The organism is Ruegeria sp. HKCCD6428 (assembly GCF_013110595.1).
GTDB lineage: Bacteria > Pseudomonadota > Alphaproteobacteria > Rhodobacterales > Rhodobacteraceae > Ruegeria.
Window position 1 is genome coordinate 232,544 of the sequence record NZ_WVQX01000007.1, and the last position, 6,088, is coordinate 238,631.

The 6,088-nt window shown below is 57.9% G+C and carries 4 protein-coding genes and 1 tRNA gene; 1 reads left to right on the top strand and 4 read right to left on the bottom strand.

Annotated features, from left to right (window positions below):
- The first annotated feature begins 13 nt into the window (after positions 1 to 13).
- Positions 14 to 955, top strand: coding sequence for a YcaO-like family protein (locus GS620_RS16425; RefSeq protein ID WP_171616931.1), 942 nt, complete (start codon positions 14 to 16; stop codon positions 953 to 955).
- A 7-nt stretch (positions 956 to 962) separates the two neighbouring features.
- Here GS620_RS16425 and GS620_RS16430 read toward each other — a convergent pair whose 3' ends face one another.
- From GS620_RS16430 to GS620_RS16445, 4 genes are all read right to left on the bottom strand, one after another.
- Entirely contained in the window at positions 963 to 2,210 is a 1,248-nt protein-coding gene (locus GS620_RS16430) for a hypothetical protein (protein WP_171171328.1), read from the bottom strand.
- Between the two features lie 145 nt (positions 2,211 to 2,355).
- Complete coding sequence (locus GS620_RS16435; RefSeq protein ID WP_171616933.1) at positions 2,356 to 4,338, bottom strand: hypothetical protein; 1,983 nt, start codon at positions 4,336 to 4,338, stop codon at positions 2,356 to 2,358.
- A gap of 409 nt (positions 4,339 to 4,747) precedes the next feature.
- A complete protein-coding gene (locus GS620_RS16440; protein ID WP_171616935.1) occupies positions 4,748 to 5,437 on the bottom strand; it encodes a hypothetical protein in 690 nt (229 codons plus the stop codon).
- A 117-nt stretch (positions 5,438 to 5,554) separates the two neighbouring features.
- A tRNA-Ser gene (locus GS620_RS16445) sits at positions 5,555 to 5,644 on the bottom strand.
- Positions 5,645 to 6,088 lie beyond the last annotated feature (444 nt).

Below are 6,088 nucleotides of genomic sequence, written 5' to 3' on the forward strand. Positions count from 1 at the left end.
TCCGGAAATGAAAATGACCGACACGTTGATAGAACGCGCTGAAACTGCTCGGCTAATTTCCAAACCCTCGTTTGCCGAATTCCCCAAAGATGCGCCGATCCACGCGGCTTTTCGCTTGATCGAGCTGCGCGACGGAGCTCTGCCCCCCAAGGGCGGGATGGGTCATCGCGTGTCTTTCGGCACTGGCCGCACACCGGAAGAGGCGGCGCGGCTGGCCGGGTTCGAGGCGATTGAGCGCTATGCCTTGCAATACAGTACCGAAGCACCACAAACCCGCGAAAGCCTGATCGCGTCGGATGGCGCATCCCATGTGATGCCAAACGACGCGCTTGCACTGGGTGTTCCGGGCAGTGACGGAAAGGTCACTTCGAAAGGTGCCGCGGCTGGCCCGACACATGAAGCCGCCGCGCTGTGGGCGGCGCTGGAGTGTTTGGAACACGCTCTTGGATCGCAGGGGTTTGACCACCTGGCGCCGGACACGGTCCTGCCCCATGATTTGACGCAGTGGCTGCACGTCCAACTGCGGCAACTGAGCCTTCACATCCTCGAAGTTCCGGGCATCGGCCTTCTGCTGCGCGCGGTCTGCGCAGATGCGGATGGCGGCAGGCCGACCTATGGATCGGCGCTTTCCGCAAATCTGGCGCAGGGCGTCTGGCACGCAGCATCCGAGGCGGTGGTGTCCTGGCGCAACATGGTGATGCTTGAACACAACGGTGTAACGGATCACGGCATGGATGCTGAACAGGCCCGTCTGTTCCGGCTTTATCGCGGCGCGCAGAATGACCGGCCTGTTGCTCCGACGCGGTTGTTCGACACGCGGGTGTGGGACAGCCCGAACCCATCGCTGACGACGGTATTGACAGCGGCAAGTCGCGCCCTCGGTCGTCCGGTTGCGGTTTTTGACATGACCGCACCTGAAATTCCCCTGCCGGTGGTCAAAGCCGTAGCAGTTTGAGCACCGGTCAGGATCCGTCTCTGCGAAAGCGTGTCGTGTCGCCGTTGGTCTCTGCCTTGCAACGGTCCGCGAATTCCAAAAGCTGCCTGCAACGTTCGGTCTCGGGCAGGCTGCGGACAACCCGCCCCGGATCAACATGCGGAGTTTCAACAAATTCGACACGGGTGATCACGCGCGGTCTGGCGGCAACTGTGATCATCGGGCCGACCTCGATCAGGCTGGCCAGAGCATAGCCCGAGACAGGGCGCGCCGAAGGGCCTGTTCCCAGCGTGATATCATCCAGAAACCGGGGATCGTCGTCGGCAGGCCCGAATTCAAGGCGCATGTGCATTCCCCGCGCACCGCGACTGAACCGGACCCAGCCCCGAGGCACCCTGCCCGCACCCACAAACAGTCGTGATGTATGGAATGCCTGAATATACAGCCCAAGCGGATCAGAGAATGCCATCGCCCGACCCGCTGGTGACTTACCACATTTCCCCGCGGCCAGTTCAAGCGTATCGCTCACCAGGCGGAATCCTGCATGCCCGCAGTACAGATCCTGCCGGTTCGCGAAATCAAGAACTTCTTCAAGCCGGGCGCGCCGGTTGCTCTCGCCGTCCTTCACGAGATACGGGAAGGAAGAAAAATGCATGGTCTGGATCAGATCGGTCAAACGGTTCGTACCCTTGGCCAGAAACAGGGCATGCTGGATATTCAACGGATGTTCCGGCGGATGCGCGTGATCCCTACCCACCAGCCTTTTGTGAAAGCGGGCCGCACGCTCGGACACATCCATCGACGTCCATACCGACCGTGAGACTTCAAACAGATCCTTGCAGGAGTAGAAGCGCCCGGTCACCGATGCGACCACCGACAGGAAGTGATCGAAATCGAACACCGCCATGAACTGCCACCACTCCACAAACTCGGTAGTGGCCACAAATCGCTTCGGGCGCAGTCTGCCACTGGTATCGGGTCGCATTACCAACGTGTATTCAAGATATTCATTGTGCAGCTCAACCCTGCCGGGCCAGCCTTGGTCACACACGCGCGCCGCCAGCTCATCGCCCAGACAGTCCCGCGGTTCCCGCGGATCGGCGCGCCATCTGAACCCATTCGAAGGCTGGCCCGCCTCGATGTCACGCGGATCCATGACCAGAAACGGGCTGACGCCCTGCACGTCGAATATGTTCTGAATGGTCGAATTCCACGCGGACCGGGTGGCGTCGTTCACGCCTTGATCAGCAAGTCCCGGCGATTGGAATACAGACATCAAAGAACACCGTTGGGCTTCAGAGACACTAGAATGGAAAGTCAGAGGTCGATGCCCGCAGGGTTTCAATTCCGACGGGGCGATCGCCACCGGTGACGCACAAGGAAGCATCATGTAGACCGACCTGTCATGGGGTCTGATACATTCATCCTGCCCACCCCGCCTGTTCAGGCAAATGACGGGTCCACCACAATTCGGGCGTACTGTTCACAATGTGGATTTCGCTACCGCAAGAACGACCGCCAACGATGTTGAGGCGATCTCCATCAAATGTTTCAAGCGACATTTTCGCGGCCCCCCGGAAATTCGCCATCTGTTCGGCCAGAATGCCCACTGCAACGCGTTCACCCATTCGGATACTGTCGAAATAGTCGCTGTAGAAATGTACCCCTGCAAAATTGCGCCCGATCGCGATATTTGCAGCCAACTTGTTCAACTCGCCATTCAGCGTAAGCTTCGCTGCGCTGTCCTCTGGCCGCACGGACTCAACCAGTTTCATTCCACCCGGAGCCGGAACAAAGACGCGCTCCATACCCGCCTCTGCCAAAGTTACCCGGGACCCGTCCAGCGCGTGCGTTCTAAAGAACGCCTTGAGCAGCGTCGCGCACGCCCCGGCAACTGCGCCATGCGCCGCCCCGTAGGACGGCTGCATTGGCGAGCCCTCGGGATAAGCAACAGGCAACAGCAGGTTGCGATCGATTTGTGGCAGCCCCTTATGAGAAACCGCGTTGTGGGCGAACCGCTTAGTGGCCGGCGCGGCGGCAATGGCTTCCACAAGACTGAAATCTTCGCAGGCGGCGCTTTCCAATTTATCAAGATGGGCTGCGGCAAACGGTTCCGCTGCCCCAAGCACCGCGCCATGACCATTCGCCACCAAGGTTGCAACGCTGCCCAGCTTTTCAGGGCGGGCGCGGTTGTGCACCTGAAAGGTCTGGCGTCGCACGGCCCGCATTGCCCTTGTCGCGGTTTCTGCCAGAATTGACAGCGCGTGTGATCCGCCCCAATGGGCCCCACTATCCTCCGCACGGGAACTCCAGACTTCGGGCAGACCGTCATCTGCTTGAATACCTCGGCCCAACATCAACAGGCAGGCATTGAAAAAAGCCTGATAGATCGAGTCGAAATGCACGTAGGTAGCAAGGTCGCGAGGTGTTTCAATAAACTTCGGGCCACAGGCTTCAAAGGCTTGTTCGCCGGTCGCGTCCGCGCCGTTCTGAACGTCCAGCCACTCGGCCCAGTCCCGCAAATAGTCCACGCCAACGGCCTGTGGTGCAACTCTTTGGTCAACCCGAAACGAACCAAACGGCATTGCCCTTGGCGCAGTTGTATTTGCCAACCACCGCCCTTGCACATGCGCCGCGTCTGACGTCAGCGGGTCGTAACCCTGCAAAAGGAACTGCGACACGTAAGGCCCGTCCGAACAGCCTTGGCTCGAGCCGCGGAACAAAGTTCGCGAAGACAGACCTTCGCCATCTCGGACCCGGCGCGCCGCCGGTACTTTCCCGATCTCGGCGCCGCTGGCTTCCTTTGGGAAACCGTCTTTGCGGAACCACTCCAACCGGCCAAGGGCGCCAAGCACCTTGTCGGTTCCCTCGGCACCATCCCGAATGGTTTCGAAGGACACATCTCGCAGACAGGCCATCGCATAGAGTTCGGCCATCTCTGCCGCCAATTCATCTGACCCAAGCCTGGGCGCCGGCGCGATACCCAAACCGCCGGCGTCCAATCCATTGAACCCCAACCGATGACCCAGGATTGGCCCTTCCCACGCACGCCATCTAAATTCACCACCCTCTGATGGCGCGGTGCGGAAGGGCCCGGAATAGGCTGGCGTGTCAAACAGCGTCAGCCTGTTTCCTTGATTGTCGGTGCAGGTAGGATCAGCCACTTCTTCCAGAAATTCGGTATAAACCTGCACGTCGACAATGCCATTTTCGTCATGCCGCAAGCCCTTCGAAAAGCTCGTGGGCCAAGTCCCGGCAAACAGGTCTGCTTCGCCGTTATGTTCTGCGGCCGCCCTGTCTCGGGCACCAGTCGGCGCGCTCGAGTGACACTGATCCCGGTTCAATCCACGATTGGGCTTTTCCAGGTCCTGCCAGGGTTCAGACGGAATGATATGTTGCGGCATGTTGCTCTCCCGATCGACGGAAACAACGATTCGCACGACGCCGTTACCGGATCGTGACCGGTCATTCCGACATGTTTTTGCCCTGTTCTGAAGGAGATTGGGAATATTCGGGATAGAAAGGGCTTCGATCGCGCTGGACACCAAGCCCCGCCGCCGCTTTCCGATCTTTCGAGAAATCGCAGAATCCAATGCAAAACAGGATATCTGGGGCCCAGTCCTTTGGCCGCTTGCATCGCTGCCCACCACGTGTCAGGCAATACCTCGCCTGCCTCGTCTAACTTTCTGCGGTGACGGCGCATGTTGGCAACCATCCCATCGCCTACGCCCGTCGCTCTGACTGTCTCGGCCTTGGACAACCCGTAATCAGAACACACCAGTCGCCAGGCAGCGTTGGTGCGCTCTGTCTTGGTCATCGGCAGTTTCGTCTTCGTGTTTTCTTGGAGGGCGAGAACAGGTGTTTCGCAATGGTCTGCGGTTTCAACTTCCCTACAATGGGTAGGTATTCTGATCTAAACTTGTCGGCTTTAGCCAAGGTAACGTCCTGTAGCGTTGCACTTTCTCCAAGGAAGTTCCGCAGATGTCTGACCGATGAACGTAAATTCTGAGCTGTAGTTGTAGCAAGCGGGTCGTACCCGTAGGGATTGCCTTCGCTGCGTTCCGTCAGATACATCTCCATGGCTTCACCCAGAGGCAGCGCCCCCTCGAACACCATGTCAGCGAAGCGTTTGGCTTTAACGCCTTGCCCTGCCCTTTCTGCCCGCTCCAGCTCGTCCGTCAGAATGAAGTCAACGGCATCTGGGTCTTCAGCCTCTTCCCGCATTTTTCGCCACTCAGCAGCGCTCTCCGGGCTTAGATCAATAATCCTACCGGCGCTCCTTCGCCCTGCTTCTGCGAGAGCATCTGCTCCAAGCTGCCGAACCTGACCTAAGCGAATATCTCTCAGGCGAACGGCTTCAGCATGGGTTCTGGTGTTTAGCCCTAGCTTTATCTCTCTGCCGAACGGTTTACCCGTCCACGGGTTTTCAGTGCCAACAAGTATCTCAGGCGTGACCATGCGCAGCGTGTAACCCTTGCCACGGGGTTTAGTGAGATACCGCATGTCAGGCTCTCGCTTGCCTGACTGACGTGTTCCGCGCTTTCTGTGGTCCAGCATGTACCACACACCAAAGTGGACAACATCGATTTTTCCAATGAAAAATCAACAGCTTAGGTAAAATGGCGGAGACGAAGGGATTCGAACCCTCGAGACGGTTTCCCGCCTACTCCCTTAGCAGGGGAGCGCCTTCGACCACTCGGCCACGTCTCCGTCGACGGGTATATCCTTGCAAGCGACGGGAATACAAGGCGAAATATCTGATTTGTGCCCCTCTCTGGCAAAATTGTTGAACCCGTTGAAATCACGGTAAAAGACGCCAACTTAGATGGATCATAGGCCAGATTTGGAGAATTTTTTCTGAAGCCTTTTTCAATGCGGTGCCACCAAACCTTCAGGTTCGAAGCGACACCGCATATCGATTCCCCGTTCTGTATAGTTGCGCCGATTATGAGATCATTTTCTGAAAGCGATGAAGTTCTCTTGTTACAGTTGGATCCCATTGCCACGCCCAACCTCGAAAATGCCCACTTTTTCGCTAAGGGACATTACCCCAACACAAAAAGCCCCGCGTGTTGCGAGGCTAAGTGTTTGATATCTGACTGGAAGTTGGTTGCGGGGAGAGGATTTGAACCTCTGACCTTCAGGTTATGAGCC

Bases quoted from the DNA above. Each gene is read 5' to 3' on its own strand.
- GS620_RS16435 (WP_171616933.1), bottom strand. From the start codon at position 4,338: ATGCCGCAACATATCATTCCGTCTGAACCCTGGCAGGACCTGGAAAAG.
- GS620_RS16425 (WP_171616931.1), top strand. From the start codon at position 14: ATGACCGACACGTTGATAGAACGCGCTGAAACTGCTCGGCTAATTTCC.
- GS620_RS16430 (WP_171171328.1), bottom strand. From the start codon at position 2,210: ATGTCTGTATTCCAATCGCCGGGACTTGCTGATCAAGGCGTGAACGAC.
- GS620_RS16440 (WP_171616935.1), bottom strand. From the start codon at position 5,437: ATGCGGTATCTCACTAAACCCCGTGGCAAGGGTTACACGCTGCGCATG.